Origin of the sequence: Bradyrhizobium sp. BLXBL-01 (assembly GCF_051853025.1) — a bacterium.
Classification (GTDB): domain Bacteria; phylum Pseudomonadota; class Alphaproteobacteria; order Rhizobiales; family Xanthobacteraceae; genus Bradyrhizobium.
In genome coordinates this window covers 7262472-7280574 of the sequence record NZ_CP182471.1, presented here as the reverse complement: position 1 = coordinate 7280574, position 18103 = coordinate 7262472, and the positions used below count along the sequence as shown (strand labels likewise).

The window sequence follows — 18103 nt, the reverse complement described above, 5'->3', positions numbered from 1 at the left end:
TTTGTTATAGCGTATGGAGTAGCCTTCCAGGATTGGCAAGCATGGATTTCCGGCAGCTCAGGACCTTCAGTTGCGTGGCGGAGCTCGGCAGCCTGTCCAAGGCCTCCGACACCTTGCGCGTGGCGCAGCCGGCGCTCTCTCGTCAGATCAAGCTGCTGGAACACGAGCTGCGCACCGAGCTTTTCACGCGCAACGGGCGCGGCATGGTGCTGACCGAGGCCGGCCGCCTCCTGCTCGCGCGCACCTCCGGCATCGTGCGGCAGATCGACCAGATCCGCGACGACATCCAGTCCGCCAAGGGGCCGCCGTCGGGCCAGGTCGTGCTCGGTCTCGTTCCGACCGTGAGCTGCGTGCTGTCGGCGCGCTTCGCGCGGCGCTGCGTCGAAAAATTTCCCGGCATCTCGCTGCGCATCGTCGAAAGCTACAGCGGCCATCTGGTCGAATGGCTGCATCGTGGCGAGATGGACCTCGCCATCCTCTACGGCCGCTCGGCCGATCTGCATCTCAACGTGCAGAGCCTGGGGCGCGACAACATCGTCGCGGTCGGCCCGCGCGGCTGCGGGCTGGCGCGGAAGAAAAACGTCGACATCGGCTGGCTGCTGCGGCAGCGCCTGGTGCTGCCCTCTCATTCCCACGGCCTCCGCGCGCTGATCGAGCACGCCGCGGCCCAGCGCAAGATCAAGCTCGACGTCCAGCTGGAGGCGGATTCGTTCCGCGTGCTGACCAGCCTGGTCGAGGAGGGCCTCGGCTTCGCGCTGCTGCCGCCGTCCTCGGTCCACGGCGAGGTCGCGGACGGGCGGCTGGAAACCGCCCCCGTATCCAAGCCGATGACGCGCGAGCTCATCTTTGCTTCTCCAATCGACCGCCCGGCCTCGACGGCCTCGCTCGCCATCACCGCGCTGTTGCGCGAGGAGGTCGCCGCCTGCCGCAAGGACGGCGTGTGGGACATCAAGTTGAGTTAGATGGCGTGTGGTAGAACAGCCGCGCGCCATCGTGCCTTCGCATCTGGCGCGAGCTGTCATGCCGGAATTTTATAGCTGGGGGAGGTGTGATAGCCGAGCGTTAGGGACGACGTGCTCCTAGCCCCACCCTCGGTGTCATTGCCCGCGAAGGCGGGCAATCCAGTATTCCAGAGACAGCAGTGCTTGAACCGAGAAGCCGCGGCGTACTGGATGCCCCGCCTTCGCGGGGCATGACAGCGGAGTTTTGGAGAGACGCCTTGCCTCAAAGAACTCCGCAGAGCGGCGCCTACCCCGGTATCCTCACCGGCAGCGTCTCGTATCCCTTGATGAAGCTCGAATAGATCCGCTTCGGCTCGCCAACCACCTCGATGCGGTCGAACCGCTTCAGCATCTCCTCCCAGATGATCCGTAGCTGCAGCTCGGCAAGGCGCATGCCGACGCAGCGGTGGATGCCGAAGCCGAAGGACAGGTGCGTGCGCGGGCGCGGGCGGTCGATGATGAACTCGTTCGGCTTCTCGAACATCTCCTCGTCGCGGTTGCCGGAGACGTACCACATCACGACGCGGTCGCCCTTCCTGATGTGCTTGCCGCCGATCTCGGTATCGGCAAGCGCCGTGCGCCGCATATGCGCCAGCGGCGTCTGCCAGCGGATCACCTCCGGCACCATGGAATCGATCAGCTCCGGGTTGGCGCGCAGCTTGTCGTATTGTTCGGGATTCTCGTTCAGCGCCAGCACCGAGCCGGTCATGGTGTTGCGCGTGGTGTCGTTGCCGCCGACGATGAGCAGGATGATGTTGCCCATGAGGTTGTCGGGGTCCATGTGCCGCGTGGCCTCGTTGTGGGCCATCAGCGACAATAGATCGTTGCGCGGCGCCGAGTTGACGCGCTCGTTCCAGAGCTTGGACATGTAGGCGTAGCACTCGTCCATCTCGCGGCGGCGCTCTTCGGCGCTGGCGACGATGCCGCTCTTGGGCAGCGCGGTCGAGACGTCCGACCAGCGCGTCAGCTTGCGCCGCTCTTCCCAGGGGAAGTCGAACAGGGTCGCCAGCATCTGCGTGGTCAGCTCGATCGAGACCCGCTCGACGAAGTTGAAGGTCTCGTTGCGCGGCAGATTGTCCAGCACGGTCTGCGAGCGCTGCCGAATGAGTTTGGCCAGCTCGTCCAGATGTGTCGGCGTGAACATCGGCGATACCGTCTTGCGCTGCGCCGAATGCCGGGGCTGGTCCATCGCGATGAAGCTCGGATAGTCGTAGCCTTCCGGCACGTCGCGGATCGAGATGCCGCCGAGCTTGGAGTCCGATGAGAAGATGCCGTGATTGGTGTCGACATGCATGATGTCGTTGTATTTCACCACCGACCAGTACGGCTCGATCGGCGCATTGGTGCAGTAATGCACCGGCTCTTCGTTGCGCAGGCGCTCGAACCAGGGCCACAGCGTGTCGTCCTGGAACAGCCGGGGCGCGCCGGGATGGAATTGCGACAGCGGCGTCGCATAGGCCTCCTCGCGGGCCCTGCGCATGCGTTCGGCCTTGTCGGATTTGACCGGCGCTTGGATGTTCATGATCGTGGCTCCAGTTGCGTTCGACTCACGCCGCAATCTTCACCGGCAGCGTCTCGATACCCTTCACGAAACTCGAATAGACCCGCGTGGGTTCGCCGACCACGTCAATATGGTCGAATCGCTTGAGAATTTCCTCCCAAATGATCTTGAGCTGAAGCTCGGCAAGCCGCAGGCCCACGCAACGGTGAATGCCGAAGCCGAAGGACAGGTGGGTGCGTGGGCGCGCGCGATCGATGATGAATTCGTAAGGCTTGTCGATCGCCTCCTCGTCGCGGTTGCCCGAGACGTACCACATCACGACCTTGTCACCCTTCTTGATCTGCTTGCCGCGGAACTCGAAGTCGGAGAGCGCCGTGCGGCGCATATGCGCCAGCGGCGTCTGCCAGCGGATCACCTCCGGCACGAAGCTGTCGAGCAGATCAGGGTTCTCGCGCAGCTTGCGATATTGGTCGGGATGCTGGCTCAGCGCGAGAAGCGAGCCCGACATGGTGTTGCGGGTGGTGTCATTGCCGCCGACGATCAACAGAACGAGATTGCCGAGGAAGTTCTTTGCATCCATGTCGCGCGTAGCAGTGCCATGCGCCATCATCGACAGCAGGTCGCTCTTCGGCGGCTGTTCGATGCGCTCCTTCCAAAGGCGGGAGAAGTAGGCGGCGCATTCGGCGAGTTCGGCCTGCCGCTCGTCCTCGGTCGCGACGAGACCGTCGGGGCCGGGAATCGTGGTGGCGACGTCCGACCAGCGCGTCAGCTTGCGGCGGTCCTCCCAGGGGAAGTCGAACAGCACCGCCAGCATCTGCGTCGTGAGCTCGATCGAGACGCGGTCGACCCAGTCGAACACCTCGCCGCGGGGCAGATTGTCCAGGCACTCGGCCGAGCGCTTGCGGATGTTGATGGCGAGATTGTCCAGGTGCGTCGGCGTGAACATCGGCGCCACGGTCTTGCGCTGGGCTGCATGGCGCGGCGGATCCATCGAAATGAAACTCTCGCGGCGCAGATCCGGATCGATGTCGCGGATGGTGATGCCGCCGAGCGAGGAAGCGGAGGAGAACACCGCATGGTTGGTCTCGATCTCCATGATGTCGTTGTAGCGCGTCACCGACCAGTACGGCCCGAACATCGAGTCCTTGCAGTAGTGCACGGGATCTTCCCGCCGCAGCCGGTCGAAATAGGGCCAGAACGTATCGGTCCTGAACAACTCGGGGTCGCCGGGATCGAATTGCTCCAGCGGCAGCGACGTTGCGCGCTCGCGCAATGCGTCGAGCTTGGCCGCGCTTTCGATGGTCCCGTGCATGACCGTTCTCCCTGGGTATGAACCGCGCGTCGTTGAATTCTGCGCTGCGGTATTTGATTTGCAATTACAGCCGGTTGTCTGCGCCGGGGCAAGGGAGAGTTTTGCCACATCCAACCCTTGAGCGTAGGCCGAATGGAAGCGCGTAGCCTGGATGGAGCGCAAGCGAAATCCGGGAATCGTGCCGCTGCCGCTGTCCTGGATTGCGCGTCGCTCCATCCAGGCTACGCGACATCGACGAGCGTGATCCCCCAGCACACCGTTTTGTCGTGGAAGCATGGCAGAAACCGACCGGAATCGAGCTGAATCGAACCCGCCCATCTTGGGGATCGACTAACCTCTGATCTATAGTTTGACCGGAACAGATCCGCATCCCGAGGTTGCCGCCGTGAACGACATGCAATGGACCCCGATCGGGTCCGAACCCTTACCTCCGCCGCTGCCGCCGACGCGGGTCGATTTCTCCGGCAACCGCTCCGAGTTCCGCAAACTGGTCACCAAGGGTGCCTTGCTGGAGCTGGTCACCTTCGGCTTCTACCGGTTCTGGCTCGTCACCGACATCCGCCGTCATCTGTGGACGCACACCGCGATCGACGGTGATGCGGCCGAATACACCGGGCGGGCCAGGGAGCTCCTGGTCGGCTTCCTGTTCGCGCTCGCGATCCTGGTGCCGATCTATCTCGCCTATTTTCTCGTTGGCATCGAGTTCGAGCGCTGGCAGGGCTTCGCCTCGACGCCGCTGTTCATCGCCTTCTACGCCTTCGGCCAGTTCGCGATTTTTCGCGCGCGGCGCTACCGCCTGACGCGCACGGTCTGGCGCGGCGTCCGCTTCTGGATGGACGGCTCGGGCTGGGCCTACGCGTTTCGCGCCATGCTGTGGGGCTTGCTGGTATTCCTGACGCTCGGCCTGGCGCTGCCCTGGCGCGAGGCTGCGCTCGAACGCTACAAGATGCGGCACACCCATTACGGCGATCTCCGCGGCGACTTCGAAGGCGACGGCTGGACCTTCTTCAAGCGCGGCTGGTGGCTGTGGCTGCTCAGCCCGATCGCGCTCTTCATCTTCCCGCTCGCACCGTTCTTCTACGCCGAGTTCAAGGCGCGCGAATGGCGCTGGTGGCTCGACGGCATCCGCATCGGCGGTGTCGGCCTGTCCTCGAACCTGCCGCACGACGCCTTCTACGGCCTGTACTGGAAAGTGATCGGCTGGTGGATGCTGCTCACGGTCGCGTTCGCGGCCTATATGGGCGGCAGCGCCTTGCTCGTCGTCACGCTGACCGGCGTTCCGGCCGAGGAGATCTTCGCCGGCGACAATGCGACGAAGAGCATCCCGATGGTGGCGATGATGGTGATCGGCTATTTCGCGCTCGCCCTTGCCATCAACATCGTCATGCGCGTCTATCTTCAGCGCGATCTCTGGGCCAAGGTGCTGGAGACCGTCGAGGTGCACAACATCGGGACCGCGGCGGACGTGCGCGGCAGCGGTCAGCTTGCCAGCGCGCTCGGCGAAGGCTTTGCCGACGGACTCGATGTCGCGGGATTCTGAGCTGTGAGTGACGTGTTTGCCGAGACCCCGGCGCAGTCGGCCAAGCCGACCATCTTCTTCGACGGCGTGTCGAGCCGCAGACGGCAAGTGGCGCTGATCCTCGGCGATGCGCTCGAGATCGCCGAGGACGGCGCGACGCCCGTTCGCTGGGCCTATGCCGACATTCGCCGCGCCGACGGTCCCCCTGGAATCCTGCGCCTGGCTGCGACGTCAGCGCCGCCTCTGGCCCGGCTGGAGATCCGCGATGCCGCGCTCGCCGCCGAGGTGGTCGCCCGCTGCACGCGTCTCGACGAGCACCAGACGACGCGCCGCGGTGTCGCCAAGATCGTGGGCTGGTCGGTTGCCGCCGCCGTCTCCATCGTCTGCGTCGTCCTGTTCGGCGTGCCGCTCGCCGCCGACCGGCTCGCGCCGCTGGTGCCCAAGCCCGTGGAACGGCGCATTGGCGACGCCGCCGAGGTCCAGATGAAGACCATTTTCGGCCGCAGCGTCTGCGAAGATCCCGCGGGCAAGGCCGCCTTCACGAAGCTCGTCAACCGCCTGCGCGATGCGGCCGGCCTCGACGACACCATGACGGCCGGCGTGCTGCCGACCGCGGTGCCGAATGCCTTCGCGCTGCCTGGCGGCAAGGTGTTCGTGCTGAAGGGCCTGCTCGACAAGGCCGAGAATCCCGACGAGCTTGCCGGCATCCTCGCCCACGAGCTCGGCCATCTCAAGCATCACGACAACATGCGCGGCCTGATCTATAACGGCGGCACCTCGTTCCTGATCGGCCTGTTGTTCGGCGACATCACCGGCTCATCGGCCGTGATCTTCGCCTCGCGCAGCCTGGTCGAAGCCTCCTATTCGCGCGAAGCCGAGACCGGCGCCGACACCTTCGCGATCGAGATCATGCATGCGCTCGGCCGTTCGCCGAAACCTGCGGCCCAATTGATGTTCCGCATCACCGGCAAGGAAGGCGGCTCCTCGCTCGCCACGATTCTCGCCAGCCATCCGCTGACCGAGGACCGCCTCGCGCGCATGACGACGGAGGATCGGCCCGTCAGCGGCCCACCGCTGCTGACCGACAAGGAGTGGCAGGCGCTGAAGGGCATTTGCGGCAGCGGGAAGGTGTGAGGGCCCGCTCTCAGCGCATCACTTCGCCGGCGCGGCAGGTGGATTCGATCCGGTCGTGACGCTCGGCGCGTTGTTCGGATTGGTCGACGTCGCCTGCGGACCCACCTCGCGTCCGTTGTAGAAGAAGACGGCGGCGACCACGGCGATCACGAAGATCGCGCCGATCGCCCAGCCCACCGGGCTGTTGCGGCGCGCTCTGTCGGCCCTGCGGTCATCATTCTGATAGGTCATCGTGCTCTCCATGCTAGAGCCGGAGAACCTCGCGCGATGGAAGCTGTTCCTAAAGCGCGCAGCGCTTAGCGCGTTCCGTAGGCGCGGTCGCCGGCATCGCCGAGGCCCGGCAGGATGAACCCGTTGTCGTCGAGCCCTTCATCCACCGCCGCGGTCCAGATCGGCACGTCCGGATGCAATCCGCGCAGCCGCTCGAGCCCTTCAGGAGCTGCGATCAGGCAGGCAAGGCGGATGTCCCTGGCGCCGCGCTCCTTCAGCCGGTCGATGGCGGCGACGGCGGTGTTGGCGGTGGCGACCACCGGCGTCACCACGATGGCGAGGCGCTCGCCGAGGTCAGAGGGCGATTTGAAGAAATACTCCACCGCCGCGAAGCTGTGCGGCTCGCGGTAGAGGCCGATATGGGCGACGCGAGCGGTCGGCACCAGGTCCATCATGCCGTCGACGAAGGTGGTGCCAGCGCGCAGCATCGGCACGAACACCAGCTTCTTGCCGGCGATCTTGGCCGAATGCATCGTCGCCAGCGGCGTCTCGATGACGGTGTCGGCGAGCGGTAGGTCGCGCGTCACCTCGTAGCACAGCAGCATGCCGATCTCCTTGATCAGCTCGCGGAACGACTTGGTCGAGATGGACTTGTCCCGCACCAGCGTCAGCTTGTGCTGCACCAGCGGATGATCGACGATCGTGACGCCTTCCATAATGAGATGCTCCTGAAATTTCACCGAGGCGTCATTGCGAGCGCAGCGAAGCAATGCAGGATCTCTCCGCGGACGGACTCTGGATTGCTTCGCTGCGCTCGCAATGACGCGCGTGGTCGAAAATCTCTATCCATTCTCTAAAACACCGTACCGTCGCTGATCACCCTTAGCGGCGGCGATCCATCGCGGCGGCGTGCAAAGGCGATGGCGCGGCCGGCGGCCCAGGTGCCGCCTTCCAGAATACTTGCAAGCGGCAGTGTCTCCGGCGTGCGGCCGAGCTTGGCGCGAACCAGTTCGGCAAGGCGATCCAGCAGAGCAACGGTCAGCGCGCGCCACTCCACGACGAGCAGCGAGTCCACCGCATGCGCGCGCTCGGCATCCGCGGCTTCGCGCAGGCGCAGCACCTCATGGTCGACGAACAGGCCGCCATTGCGATATTCGGCAAGCCCGGTCAGGCCGTCGATGTCGGTCACCTCGAAGCCGGCGCGCTGCAGCGGCTCGATCAGCGAATAGCTCAGCCATTGCGATAGCTTGTGCAGCGGCACGAGGCCCGCAGTGCCGTCGTCCGCCTTGATCGCAGGATGGCGCCAGCAATCGCCGAGCGGGACGCCCGCGAGCTCGAGCCGCGACGGCCAGATCGGGCCGAGCTGGTTCAGCACCGCGGACAGGATCGCGGGCGCAGCAACAGTGCCGCCGATCGCCCGCGCCGCGATATGATCGAACAGCCCGCCCGGCCGCGGCGTATCGTGCAAGCCGAACACGTCCGCACGCTCCGAGACCTGCTTGCCCAGACGACGCAGCAGGTCGGTGCGTCCCTCCAGGCCGAGCAGCGGGTTGACGTCGCTCACCTGAAAGGCGGAGGTGAGGGAGGCGAGGGGCAGTCTTGCGAGCACATCCGCATCGGCCCTGAACGGCGCACGGGCATCGTGCGAAAACAGCCCGCTCGCGAACATGTCGAGGCTCGCGATCGCAAGCCCTTCCGATCGGCCTACGTCTGCTCCCGTCACGGCGTCGCGATAGCGCCACGCTGCGCCGGCGCCGGCGTCGAGCAGCACGCTGACGATGGCGAGGTCGAACTCGGCGCGCGCCCGCGCCGCGCGATCCGGCCAGGACGCAGCCTCGGCAAGCCGGGCCCAGCGGTCGACGCCGCCGAGCACGAAGTGCCGCCAGCGCGCATGGAACGGAATGTCGAGCGTCGGATAGGCTTTACGCGTGACCGCGAGCACGGCCTCGGCAACGCCATCCATGCGGTCGAGATCAACGGTGAAATGGGTGAGCCCGCCGGCAAGGCCGAGCTCGAGCATCTGCCCGGCGCGCGCGCGCACCGCCTTTGCGGTGAGCAGCGCGTGCGCCTGCAATTCCAAAGCGTCCGCCATCGCGATCAGTATTTTTCCAGCGAACGCCCGACCACGCCGTTGACGTCCTTCTCCGGCGCGATGTCGGTGGAGTAATAGCCGGCAGCTTTCTTCGCGGCGATCTCGACATGAGCATCGGCCGGAATCAGCTCCAGCGGGATCGGCACGCGCTCGACGATGTCGATGCCTTGCGAGGTCAGCGCGTCGTATTTCATGTCGCTCATCGACAGGAAACGGTCGATGCGCTTGAGGCCGAGCCAGTGGATCGTATCCGGCATCAATTGCTGGAAGCGCGCGTCCTGGACGCCGGCCACGCACTCGGTGCGCTCGAAATAGGCGGCGGCCGCATCGCCGTCCTCCTGCCGCTTGCGCGCATTGTAGACCAGGAATTTGGTGACCTCGCCGAGCGCGCGGCCCTCTTTCCGGTTGTAGATGACGAGCCCGAGCCCGCCCTCCTGCGCGCCGCGCGCGGATTCCTCAATGCCGTGGATCAGATAGGGCCGGCAGGTGCAGATGTCGGAGCCGAACACGTCGGAGCCGTTGCATTCGTCATGCACGCGGCAGGTGATCTTGGTGCGATGGTCCGGCAGTTTTGTCACGTCGCCGAACAGATAGACCGTAGTGCCGCCGATCGGCGGCAGGAACACCTTCATGTCCGATCGCGTGACGAGTTCGGGGAACATGCCGGCAGTCTGCTCGAACAGCGTGCGCCGCAGCTCGGTCTCGCCGGTGCCAAAGCGCGCCGCAAGGCCCGGCAGGTACCACACCGGATCGATCGCGATCTTCACCACCGAGACGCTGCCATTGGCGTGCACGACCTCGCCGTCGGCGCGGAGCCGCTTTGCGGCGATCGCTTCACGGATCTCGGGCAGGTCGAGCCGCGCCCGCGTCACGGCGATGCTCGGGCGGATGTCCGCGCCCTCGGCGATCTCCTGGCGAAAATTCTCGGCGACCAGGTGCCCCCAGGGATCGAGCGCGACGATTTTCGTGGGATCGTTCCATTGCGGGAACGGGCCGATGGTCGCGGCCGGAAAGGTGTTGGTGAGATCGGGCCTTCGAATCGGATCGAGCGCGCCGGCGGAGACCGCGAGCGCCCGGTACATCGCATAGGAGCCGCCATGGCTACCGATCACGTTGCGGTCTCCGGCGCGCGATACCGTGCCGATGATCGGCCCGCGGGCGCGCGCATCAGTGGCGCCCCAATGGATCGGAAAGGCGGCCTTCCTGCCCGGCTCCGGATGGGAGGTCAGGCGGATGTGGTCGGTACGGTTGGCACGGCTCATGTCCAGGCTCCCAAAAAGCCAACGGCCCGCCGCTCGGACGGGCCTGGCTCGCTTGCGACGCCGAACCGGCGGCGCAAGCTCAATCCAACATATTGTAGCGGCCGGTGACGACAGACAAGTTAATCGTGGCAGGGCGCAGGGGCCGCTCGCGGCCAAATTCCGGGCATCGGGAGGGCCGTCAGGCCTGCCGGCATCCGATGCCGCGCCTCATCGAGCTTGCCGCCGCGCCCGGGAGGCCAGTTTAAGGAATTGAAATAGTTCTGTTTTTCGTGTTTTCAAGGAGGTGTTGCTTCGTGCGGCGGGCTTCAAGTTCGGCGCACCGCGCTACCCCTCCTTGGAGACTGCCATGCCTGCCGCCAGCTACATCGATCCCCGCAACGGAAAGCTCTATCCCCTGGACCAGCCGCGCTGGTGCTCGGACGAGCGCACGCCGCTGCTGGTGACGCCGGGGGCGGGCATCTCGCGCCAGGACATCGATGGCCGGACGCGGTCGCTCTGGCGCTATCGGGCGGCGCTGCCGGTCGAGATCAAGACCCCGATCACGCTCGGCGAGGGTTGCACGCCGCTGGTCCAGCAGGAATGGGGCGCTCTGCGCCCGCTGTTCAAGCTCGAATGGTTCAACCCGACCGGCAGCTTCAAGGATCGCGGCTCGGCGGTGATGCTGTCCTTCCTGCGGCAGATCGGCATCGACGCCATTCTGGAGGATTCCTCCGGCAACGGCGGCTCATCGATGGCCGGCTTGGGTGCGGCCGGCGGCATGCGCGTCAAGATTCTGGCGCCCGCCTCCACGTCGCCGGCGAAGATCGCGCAGGTCCGCGCCTACGGCGCGACCGTGCAACTCGTGGAGGGCCCGCGCGAGGAATCCGAAGCCGAGGCCATCCGCCAGTCGAGCCAGACCTTCTACGCCAGCCACAATTGGCAGCCGTTCTTCCTCGAAGGCACCAAGTCGCTGGCTTACGAGATCTGGGAAGATCTCGGCTTCCGCGCGCCCGACAACGTCATCGTTCCCGTCGGCGCCGGCAGCAGTCTCCTCGGTTGCGCCTTCGGCTTCCGCGAGCTGTTGAAGGCCGGGCAGATATCGAAGCTGCCGCGCCTGTTCGCGGCGCAGCCGCTCAACTGCTCGCCGATCGATGCAAGCTTCAAGGCCGGCGTCGATACGCCGGTCGCGCGCGAGGTGAGCAAGACCGTCGCGGAGGGCACCGCGATCAAGAGTCCCCTGCGCCTGCGCGAGATCGTCGCCGCCTTGCGCGAGAGCGGCGGCGGCACCATCGCGCTCACCGAGGACGAGATCGTCGCCGCCCTGCGCCGCCTCGCGCGGCAAGGCCTGTTCGCCGAGCCGACCAGCGCCAGCGCAGCTGCGGCCCTGGACAAACTCGCGGCTGCCGGGGCCATCAGAGCGAACGAGACCACGGTCGCTGTTCTCACCGGCACGGGCCTGAAAGCCGCAACCACTGTCGCCGATCTCGTGCAATAGAGCCCTTGTGCCGCGGAGCTACGCTAACGCATTGAACCTTCGGTGTGCGTCGCCAGCCTCATGAAGGTTGAGCTCACGCAAAGGGAGAGTTCCATGACCGCGCAGGATCCGTTTGCAGGTTTCAAGGCGATCCAGAAGGAAGCTTGGTCGCTGTTCACGCCGATGGAGGTTTTCACGACTCCGACCGCGGCCAAGCTGGTCGGTTTTGCCGGCATTGCCGCCGGCCAAAAGCTGCTCGACGTCGGATGCGGCACCGGCGTTGTCGCGATCACGGCCGCGCGCCGCGGTGCGAAGGTCAGGGGTCTCGACCTCTCGCCGGTTCTGATCGAGCGCGCCCGCGAGCACGCAGGGCTGGCGAATCTCGATGTCGACTTCGTCGACGGCGACGCCGAGAGCCTGCCCTATGGCGACAGCGAGTTCGACGTGGTGCTCAGCCAGTTCGGCCACATGTTCGCGCCGCGTCCGGACGTCGCGATCGGCGAGATGCTGCGCGTGCTGAAGCCCGGCGGCACCATCGCCTTCTCCACCTGGCCGCCGCATCTCTATGTCGGCCGCATGTTCGCGCTGGTCGGCCGCCATCTGCCGCCACCCGAGGGCGTCGCATCACCGGCGTTGTGGGGCGATCCGAAAATCGTCGCCGAGCGTCTCGCGGGGAAGGCGAAGGAAATCTCGTTCGAGATGGACATGATGACGCCGTCCACGCTCAGCCCGCAGCATTTCCGCCGCACCATGGAAGCGACGATCGGGCCGTTGATCAAGCTCGTCGCCCAGTACAAGGACGAGCCGGACAAGCTCAGCAGCTTCCGTGCCGAGTTCGAGGCGTTGATCTCGGAGTATTTCGACGCCGGCAACAACGTGATGCGCCAGCAGTTCCTGATGACGAAGGCCAAGAAGGCGTGAGGCGCGATCGAGGGTGAACGCGAGGTCTTCTCAGGATGAGGCTAATCAGCGTCAGTGCTCGTTGACACTGCTGCCGCGCACTCCGCCCTCATCCTGAGGAGCCCGCCCAAAGCGGGCGTCTCGAAGGATGGCCGCAGGGAAAAGCTCTCAAATGCGACTGCCCTCCCTTGCAAGGGGAGGGCAGTGCGCTTCACTCCTTCAGGTCATTCACCCGCTTCACCCAGGCGCGCACGTCCTTGAGCACGGCGGGCAGCACCGCCTTGACCTCCGCCACGGTCATGCCCGCCTTGATGCGGGGATCGTACAGCAGGTTGAGGATGTACTGGTCGTAGATGTCGAAATAGCCCATCGAGACGTTGTCGTTGAACATCGTCCAGGGCACGCTCGTGGTGTCGTTGATCGGCCCGAGCGATTGCAACAGCTCCTCATAGGCGCAGTCGAAGAAGGTGAAATCGCCGTTGTCGACGGTGAGGATGACGTCGGAATGCTCGATCTCGAAATTGTCGTTCTTGCGGAAGCCGGACAGGCATTGCGGATCGAGCGAGGAGCGGATCTCGCGCGCCTTCTCGGCGCCGTAGAAGCTCGAGATGGTGCGGAAGAGATCGCGGTCGCGCACCAGCTTTACGCGCACGTTCGCCGCTTCGTTGGTCTCGATCATGGCGATGTCGAGATGCTGCACGCGCTTGCCGATGTCGGCCACGACCTTGGCGAGCTGCGTCTTGCGATCCGCGCGGTCGCTCTCGGCGTAGACGCGCACCGGTCCGTCGAACTTGCGGATGCGGTCGACGCGGCCGGCAAGATGGTATTCGGCGCCGAACGCCGTCTTCAGGAAGCCGTCGACGATCTCGCCGTCGGTGAAACTCTTCTTCTCGGCGCGCTGGCGCGAGGAGATCGCCGGCAGCTCGCCGGCCGCAGCCATGGTAGCGGTGTCAGGCGCACAGGTGAGCGTCACGAGCACCAGCAGGGCGAAGCGAAGGCCGGGCGAGGGCGGGACAGATGCGCTCATCGTCCTGCGACGCTGCCGCATTCGCGCCGCGCGCACAAGACCGCAAATTCACGCGCCCTGCGGGTTCCGGCCGTCGTCTGTAGCAAGAGAGTTACAGTGTCGTAGCAACCATTGAAGCGGCGCCCGATTGCCTTGAGCATGACGCCGCGCTTGCGACCGTCAAGGCGTGGCCTGGCGGCAGCGGATGTGAGGCGAGATTTGAGCGACGGCCAGCCTTGACGGCCGCCGCGCGCGGCGTCGTTGTGGCGGCAGGTCGGGACGAAGAAACGGTCGCCTGATCGAACAAAGAAACGCGGTCAGACGGCGGGCAGCTAGGCGCGTGAGGCACCTCGGCCACCCAGGGAGTTCCGCGGGCGACGACGGCGTTGATGGTGACGAGCAGCTTTCTGGCGCAGGCGATGCGCGCGCATTTGTGGCGTGCCGGCTGCGATCAGGCGGGCGTACAGAGCCTTGAGCTGCGGATTCCAGCGGAAGGATGCCGCGAGAGCCGCGTTGTAGAGCGCCCGGCGCAGGCGTTCGCGGCCACCCTCGATGTGACGGGCGCCGGTGTGATTGCCGCTGTCGTCGTCATAAGGCGCCAGCCCGCCGAGAGCTGCAGCGGGCCCGCGCGTGATGTTGCCGACCTCGGGCATCCTGACCAGGACGGCAACGGCGGTCGGCAGGCCGCAGCCGGCGACGCTATAGATCAGATCGAGCCGTGCGGCCAGATCAGGGTGCTGGCGGATCGCCGCCAGCAGCGCTTTGAGTTCGGCTCGTTTGGACTTGGCCAGGAGCGCGATCTGCGCCTTCCAAATCCCTTGAATCCGCGTGTCGCGGCAACTCTCGAGCCGGTTCTTCAGTCTTGCGATGTCCTCCGTGATCTGGTCGATCATCGTCAGATGCTCGGCAAAGGGCTGCAGGCGCGGATCCGGAGCGGGATGGATCGTCTTGACCGCAGCAGTGCACATCGCGATCAGCGCCGCGTCGATCTTGTCGTTCTTGGCCAGCAGCTGATGGAACGTGGCATAGGCACAGACCTGCTTCGGCTGAAACAGGATGACGACGAACCGCTTGCGCCGCAGCTCGGCGACCACCGCCTGCTCGTAGCCTCCACTGGCCTCGATCCCTATCCGCTTGACCTTGCGGCGCTTCAGCCACTCCACCAGCGCCTGGTGGCCTTCTACCGTGTTGTCGACCTGCCATTGCTCCGAGCTGCCGTCGACCGCCACGTCGAGCTTAGCTTTGCCGGTATCGATCCCGGCACAGATCGTGATACGCTTGGCCATCTTCCTCGACCCTCCCTTGTGAATGCGAACCTGAAGTTCGTTCAACCATGCGGGTCCCGATGAAGTGCCGACCGCGATCTTGCTACGAAACGCAGCCCTTCAAGGCTTCGGTGGGCATCGATCCGATCGATCGGCGGCCCAGCTCGGGCGGCCACCCGGGCTGGGCCATCCCTCACGGAACGGGGCCATCCTAACCCGGCGCGCTAATACAAGGGTGGGCAAAGGCGCATAGCGCCGTGCCCACCATCTCAAAACCGTGGGCACGCCGGCGGACCGCGCGTTCGCGCGATCCTCCGGCTTTGCCCACCCTACGAGAGTTTGCGTCTGGTCAGTTGTTCAGCACCACCACCGTGGTGCCGATCGAGACGCGGCTATAGAGGTCGGTGACGTCGTCGTTGGTCATGCGGAAGCAGCCCGAGGAGACGGCCTGACCGATCGTCTCCGGTTCGTTGGAGCCGTGGATGCGGTACAGCGTCGAGCCCAGATACATCGCGCGGGCGCCGAGCGGATTCTCGATGCCGCCCTTCATGTGGCGCGGCAGGTCCGGCCGGCGCGCCAGCATCTGCGACGGCGGCGTCCAGTCCGGCCATTCCTTCTTGGCGGTGATCTTGTGCACCCCGCCCCAGCGGAAGCCGTCGCGGCCGACGCCGATGCCGTAGCGCAGCGCCTGCCCGTTCCCGAGCACCAGGTAGAGCCGCCGCTCGGAGGTGTTCACCACGACCGTGCCTGGTGCGTAATTGCCGTTATACATGACGGTGGTGCGGGGAATCGGGCTCGCACCGTGGCCGAGATAGCCGGTGGAACTGGTGCCCGTGAAGTCTATCATCCCCGCCGCGGATGCGTCGGCTGCGCCAGCCAGCAACAGCGCCATTGCGGTCATCGGTGCGGCAAAAAACCGGATCATCATTTCCCCCCGAAAAAATCGATTCAACCGAAGCCAGAGGCCACATTTGCGCGCGTTCCGCAAGCCACGGGCCCGTGAGGGTCGCATCGTTAACGACTGGCGTTACCAAATCGCAACTGCGCCAATTTGCTGGAAAGCGTTAGCCAAATCCGCGCCTCGTCACGCGGGGCAGGGCCGCAATGCCCGCTATTGCTTTGACGGGCCGCGCGAACAATGATTGACCGAACGGATTACTGGAAACGCCGGTTGCGGGAGCAGACAGAATGAACGGTGCGGAAAGCCTGGTGCGGACGATGGTCAAGGGCGGGGTGGACGTCTGCTTCACCAATCCCGGCACCTCCGAGATGCATTTCGTCGCGGCGCTCGACCGTGTCCCAGGCATGCGCTGCGTGCTCGGCCTGTTCGAAGGCGTGGTGACGGGTGCGGCCGACGGCTATTTCCGCATGAAGGGCACGCCTGCCTCGACCCTGCTGCATCTCGGCCCCGGCCTCGCCAACGGCCTTGCCAATCTGCACAACGCCAAGAAGGCCAATTCCGGCATCGTCAACATCGTCGGCCAGCACGCCGTCTACCACATCGGCTACAACGCGCCGCTGACCTCCGACATCGAAGGCCTGGCCCGGCCGATGTCGTCCTGGGTCCGCACCTCCCCGGATTCCAAATCGGTCGCCGCCGACGGCGCGGCCGCGATTGCCGCCGCCAAAAGCGCGCCGCCGCAGATTGCGACCCTGATCCTGCCCGCCGACACCGCCTGGAACGAAGCCGACGGCATTGCCGAGGTTCCGGCCGAGCAGCAGCGCGCGAGCTATTCGCCGCAGGCGGTCGAGCAGGCCGCAAGAATCCTGCACGGCGACGGCGAAGGCACGCTGCTGCTGATGACCGGCAGCGCGCTGAGCGAGCATGGCCTCGCGCTGGCCGAGCGCATCGCCGGCAAGACCGGCTGCACCGTGATGGGCCCGACCTTCCGTCCCAAGATGGCGCGCGGCCGCGGCCGTTTCTCGATCGACCGCATCCACTACGTGATCGAGAACGCGCTGCCGATGCTGGCAAAATTCCGTCACATCGTGCTGGTCGAGTCCGACGATCCCGTGGCGTTCTTCGCCTATCCGAACAAGCCGAGCATGCTCAAGCCGCAGGGCTGCGAGGTGCATCGCATGACCTCCTGGGGCGAGAATTCGGTCGCAGCGCTCGAGGCGCTCGCCGGCGCCGTGAAGGCCAGCACCAGGGACGTCAAGCCGCAGGCTTTGCAGGAGCTGGTCAAGCCGACCGGCGCGCTCACCTTCGCCTCGATCGCGCAGGCCATTGCCTGTGCGATCCCCGAGAACGCGATCATGGTCGACGAATCCCTCACCACCGGCCGCGGCTTCTTCCCGCCGACGGCGGCGGCCGCCCCGCACGACTGGCTGCAGAACATGGGCGGCTCGATCGGCTTCTCGACGCCGCTGTCGATCGGCGCGGCGATCGCCTGCCCGGACCGCAAGGTCATCACCATGGTCGGCGACGGCAGCGCGATGTACACGATCCAGTCGCTGTGGACCCAGGCGCGCGAGAACCTCGACATCGTCACCATCGTGTTCGCCAACCGCATCTACCAGATCCTGCGCGGCGAGTTCGACAATGTCGGCGCCGGCGAGCCCGGCCAGCGCGCCAACGACATGCTCCGCCTCGACCGGCCGACGCTGGATTTCGTGGCGCTGGCCAGGGGCATGGGCGTGCCCGGCCGCGCCGTCACCAACGCCGACGAGTTCAACAAGGCGCTGGCGGAAGCCGTCGCCGAGCCCGGCCCGCGGCTGATCGAAGTTCAGATGTAGGGCGGCAACAGACAGAGCGCCATGAGCCCGGAGGCACGATGCAGACCGAGCTGAACAAGGTGATCGCGGCGCTCCGGGACTTCTACGCCCAAGAGGCTTTCCTGTTCGAGAAGGATGTCGGCGAGCGGGCGGTCACGCACCGCTTCGCCGTGCATCTGGAAAAGCAGTTTTCGGGCTGGTCGGTCGATTGCAATTACGACCGGCTCGGCGAGCGCACGCTGCATCTGCCGCACGGCACCATCATCTCGACCGACGACCATCTCGGCAAGTCGATCTACCCCGATGTCGTCGTGCATCAGCGCGAGATCCCGAACAATCTGCTCGCGGTGGAAATTCGCAAGGCGAGCAATCACACGCCGCTCGATCACGATCGGCACAAGCTGCGGGCGCTGACCGACGTCCATGTCTGGTTTCCCTATTGGATCGGCTTGCTGCTGGTGCTGGACAGGCCCCATGTGACGATGTCGGAGGTCTATGTCTCCGGCGCCGTCGACGAGGCACTGTCGCGCTGGTTCGCGACGCGGCTGGAGGAGACCGGCCTCGGGGCGCGCGCATAGCGGGGGCGCGGCGGCGCAGTGACGCGCGCTGCGATGTCATGACGATAGGCCATGCCGGTAATGTGATCCCCACCACAGTTCCGGCATGGGATAGGACCTATTGTCTACGGACTTGCACGCGTCGATGCCGGAGGCCTACGCTGGCCCATTCGGAT

At 65.6% G+C, this 18103-nt stretch carries 16 protein-coding genes; 7 read left to right on the top strand and 9 right to left on the bottom strand.

Annotation, left to right across the window (positions count from 1 at the left end; all coding sequences use genetic code 11):
* The first annotated feature begins 41 nt into the window (after positions 1–41).
* Positions 42–962, top strand: a complete 921-nt coding sequence (locus ACNJYA_RS33650) for a LysR substrate-binding domain-containing protein (protein ID WP_172788413.1) — start codon at positions 42–44, stop codon at positions 960–962.
* A 286-nt stretch (positions 963–1248) separates the two neighbouring features.
* On the opposite strand, the gene ACNJYA_RS33645 is transcribed toward ACNJYA_RS33650, so the two are convergent.
* Both ACNJYA_RS33645 and ACNJYA_RS33640 read right to left on the bottom strand, forming a co-directional pair.
* Positions 1249–2523 carry a cytochrome P450 gene (locus tag ACNJYA_RS33645; RefSeq protein WP_172788412.1) on the bottom strand — a complete coding sequence of 425 codons (1275 nt, stop codon included), beginning with the start codon at positions 2521–2523 and terminating at the stop codon, positions 1249–1251.
* 25 nt (positions 2524–2548) lie between these two features.
* Complete coding sequence (locus ACNJYA_RS33640) at positions 2549–3814, bottom strand: cytochrome P450 (RefSeq protein ID WP_212260433.1); 1266 nt, start codon at positions 3812–3814, stop codon at positions 2549–2551.
* A 394-nt stretch (positions 3815–4208) separates the two neighbouring features.
* On the opposite strand from ACNJYA_RS33640, the gene ACNJYA_RS33635 reads away from it, so the two are divergent.
* Both ACNJYA_RS33635 and ACNJYA_RS33630 read left to right on the top strand, forming a co-directional pair.
* A complete protein-coding gene (locus tag ACNJYA_RS33635) occupies positions 4209–5354 on the top strand; it encodes a YjgN family protein (protein WP_172788465.1) in 1146 nt (381 codons plus the stop codon).
* A 3-nt stretch (positions 5355–5357) separates the two neighbouring features.
* On the top strand, positions 5358–6467 hold the full coding sequence (locus ACNJYA_RS33630) for a M48 family metallopeptidase (RefSeq protein WP_439364560.1): 1110 nt from the start codon (positions 5358–5360) through the stop codon (positions 6465–6467).
* 18 nt (positions 6468–6485) lie between these two features.
* Here ACNJYA_RS33630 and ACNJYA_RS33625 read toward each other — a convergent pair whose 3' ends face one another.
* The 4 genes from ACNJYA_RS33625 to ACNJYA_RS33610 form a co-directional block, all read right to left on the bottom strand.
* A complete protein-coding gene (locus tag ACNJYA_RS33625) occupies positions 6486–6698 on the bottom strand; it encodes a hypothetical protein (RefSeq protein ID WP_212260431.1) in 213 nt (70 codons plus the stop codon).
* A gap of 65 nt (positions 6699–6763) precedes the next feature.
* The gene (gene upp, locus ACNJYA_RS33620) at positions 6764–7393 is read right to left on the bottom strand and encodes a uracil phosphoribosyltransferase (protein WP_172788408.1); all 630 of its coding nucleotides are present in this window, start codon (positions 7391–7393) and stop codon (positions 6764–6766) included.
* Positions 7394–7530: 137 nt separating this feature from the next.
* On the bottom strand, positions 7531–8769 hold the full coding sequence (locus ACNJYA_RS33615) for a URC4/urg3 family protein (protein WP_439364559.1): 1239 nt from the start codon (positions 8767–8769) through the stop codon (positions 7531–7533).
* Between the two features lie 5 nt (positions 8770–8774).
* On the bottom strand, positions 8775–10031 hold the full coding sequence (locus ACNJYA_RS33610) for a GTP cyclohydrolase II (RefSeq protein ID WP_439364558.1): 1257 nt from the start codon (positions 10029–10031) through the stop codon (positions 8775–8777).
* A gap of 346 nt (positions 10032–10377) precedes the next feature.
* Here ACNJYA_RS33610 and ACNJYA_RS33605 point away from each other — a divergent pair, with 346 nt between their 5' ends.
* Both ACNJYA_RS33605 and ACNJYA_RS33600 read left to right on the top strand, forming a co-directional pair.
* Positions 10378–11505 carry a threonine synthase gene (locus ACNJYA_RS33605; protein WP_439364557.1) on the top strand — a complete coding sequence of 376 codons (1128 nt, stop codon included), beginning with the start codon at positions 10378–10380 and terminating at the stop codon, positions 11503–11505.
* Between the two features lie 93 nt (positions 11506–11598).
* Entirely contained in the window at positions 11599–12405 is an 807-nt protein-coding gene (locus ACNJYA_RS33600; protein ID WP_212260427.1) for a class I SAM-dependent methyltransferase, read from the top strand.
* Positions 12406–12595: 190 nt separating this feature from the next.
* On the opposite strand, the gene ACNJYA_RS33595 is transcribed toward ACNJYA_RS33600, so the two are convergent.
* From ACNJYA_RS33595 to ACNJYA_RS33585, 3 genes are all read right to left on the bottom strand, one after another.
* Positions 12596–13411 (bottom strand): DUF2927 domain-containing protein, encoded by an 816-nt coding sequence (locus tag ACNJYA_RS33595; protein ID WP_439364556.1) that lies wholly within the window; start codon positions 13409–13411, stop codon positions 12596–12598.
* A 311-nt stretch (positions 13412–13722) separates the two neighbouring features.
* The gene (locus ACNJYA_RS33590; RefSeq protein ID WP_439401489.1) at positions 13723–14676 is read right to left on the bottom strand and encodes an IS110 family transposase; all 954 of its coding nucleotides are present in this window, start codon (positions 14674–14676) and stop codon (positions 13723–13725) included.
* A 328-nt stretch (positions 14677–15004) separates the two neighbouring features.
* Complete coding sequence (locus ACNJYA_RS33585) at positions 15005–15580, bottom strand: L,D-transpeptidase (protein WP_172788402.1); 576 nt, start codon at positions 15578–15580, stop codon at positions 15005–15007.
* 263 nt (positions 15581–15843) lie between these two features.
* On the opposite strand from ACNJYA_RS33585, the gene ACNJYA_RS33580 reads away from it, so the two are divergent.
* Positions 15844–17391 carry an acetolactate synthase large subunit gene (locus ACNJYA_RS33580; protein ID WP_439401488.1) on the top strand — a complete coding sequence of 516 codons (1548 nt, stop codon included), beginning with the start codon at positions 15844–15846 and terminating at the stop codon, positions 17389–17391.
* A 38-nt stretch (positions 17392–17429) separates the two neighbouring features.
* Positions 17430–17948 carry a hypothetical protein gene (locus tag ACNJYA_RS33575; RefSeq protein WP_439401487.1) on the top strand — a complete coding sequence of 173 codons (519 nt, stop codon included), beginning with the start codon at positions 17430–17432 and terminating at the stop codon, positions 17946–17948.
* Positions 17949–18103 lie beyond the last annotated feature (155 nt).

Coding starts and splice junctions, on each gene's coding strand:
- ACNJYA_RS33650 (WP_172788413.1), top strand. CDS start 42: ATGGATTTCCGGCAGCTCAGGACCTTCAGTTGCGTGGCGGAGCTCGGC.
- ACNJYA_RS33645 (WP_172788412.1), bottom strand. CDS start 2,523: ATGAACATCCAAGCGCCGGTCAAATCCGACAAGGCCGAACGCATGCGC.
- ACNJYA_RS33640 (WP_212260433.1), bottom strand. CDS start 3,814: ATGCACGGGACCATCGAAAGCGCGGCCAAGCTCGACGCATTGCGCGAG.
- ACNJYA_RS33635 (WP_172788465.1), top strand. CDS start 4,209: ATGCAATGGACCCCGATCGGGTCCGAACCCTTACCTCCGCCGCTGCCG.
- ACNJYA_RS33625 (WP_212260431.1), bottom strand. CDS start 6,698: ATGACCTATCAGAATGATGACCGCAGGGCCGACAGAGCGCGCCGCAAC.
- upp (WP_172788408.1), bottom strand. CDS start 7,393: ATGGAAGGCGTCACGATCGTCGATCATCCGCTGGTGCAGCACAAGCTG.
- ACNJYA_RS33615 (WP_439364559.1), bottom strand. CDS start 8,769: ATGGCGGACGCTTTGGAATTGCAGGCGCACGCGCTGCTCACCGCAAAG.
- ACNJYA_RS33610 (WP_439364558.1), bottom strand. CDS start 10,031: ATGAGCCGTGCCAACCGTACCGACCACATCCGCCTGACCTCCCATCCG.
- ACNJYA_RS33605 (WP_439364557.1), top strand. CDS start 10,378: ATGCCTGCCGCCAGCTACATCGATCCCCGCAACGGAAAGCTCTATCCC.
- ACNJYA_RS33600 (WP_212260427.1), top strand. CDS start 11,599: ATGACCGCGCAGGATCCGTTTGCAGGTTTCAAGGCGATCCAGAAGGAA.
- ACNJYA_RS33595 (WP_439364556.1), bottom strand. CDS start 13,411: ATGAGCGCATCTGTCCCGCCCTCGCCCGGCCTTCGCTTCGCCCTGCTG.
- ACNJYA_RS33590 (WP_439401489.1), bottom strand. CDS start 14,676: ATGGCCAAGCGTATCACGATCTGTGCCGGGATCGATACCGGCAAAGCT.
- ACNJYA_RS33585 (WP_172788402.1), bottom strand. CDS start 15,580: ATGATCCGGTTTTTTGCCGCACCGATGACCGCAATGGCGCTGTTGCTG.
- ACNJYA_RS33580 (WP_439401488.1), top strand. CDS start 15,844: ATGAACGGTGCGGAAAGCCTGGTGCGGACGATGGTCAAGGGCGGGGTG.
- ACNJYA_RS33575 (WP_439401487.1), top strand. CDS start 17,430: ATGCAGACCGAGCTGAACAAGGTGATCGCGGCGCTCCGGGACTTCTAC.